This window comes from Paenibacillus sp. FSL H7-0331, from assembly GCF_001956045.1.
This window is the reverse complement of the sequence record NZ_MRTH01000160.1, coordinates 1-724: the sequence shown is the minus strand read 5'-3', so window position 1 is coordinate 724 and position 724 is coordinate 1. Positions and strand designations below refer to the sequence as shown.

The window sequence follows — 724 nt, the reverse complement described above, 5'->3', positions numbered from 1 at the left end:
CCAAGAAACAGTAGTCGCCTGTGTTCTGTATGGGGAATTAGATCGCAAACCTAAGCAAGAAATTCGCACCTTTTCCACGACGACCAAGGGATTGCTGGCCCTCTACGATTGGTTGAATAACTGGGAGTGTACGCACGTTGCCATGGAGAGCACGGGTGTGTATTGGAAACCAGTTTGGAACATTTTAGAGGAGCAATTTACGCTTATTCTAGCGAATGCTCGACGAATCAAAAACGTACCCGGGCGTAAAACGGATGTCGCCGATGCAGCCTGGATTGCACAGCTGCTTCGTTCTGGACTCATTACTCCCAGCTTTGTGCCTCCATCAGAAATTCGGAATATGCGGGATTTGACGCGTTACCGACGAAAGCTGCTTCGAGACGCGACAGCTGAGAAAAATCGAATTCACAAAATTTTGCAGGATGCTAATTTAAAGCTTACAACTTACATCAGCGATATTTTTGGTGTATCAGGTCGTGCTTTACTGGAATCAGTCATCAATGGCGAAGTCTTAAACGCTGATGAAGTAAAAGAAAAGGTGAAAACTTCCCTTAAAAACAAAGTTCCTGAGCTACTTGAGGCATTAGATGGGCGAATGAGAAAACACCATCGTATGATGTTGGGGTTGCATTTGGATCACTTATCCTATGTTGAAAAACAACTGGAGAAAGTAGAGTCAGAAATTGATCGGTTACTCGAGCCTTATTTAGCATCAGTTGAACTA

1 protein-coding gene is annotated in these 724 nt (G+C 44.1%); it reads left to right on the top strand.

The window, feature by feature from the left end; translation table 11 throughout:
- The coding region (locus BK127_RS42265; RefSeq protein WP_144026754.1) for an IS110 family RNA-guided transposase at nt 1-724 on the top strand (724 nt) is incomplete at both ends.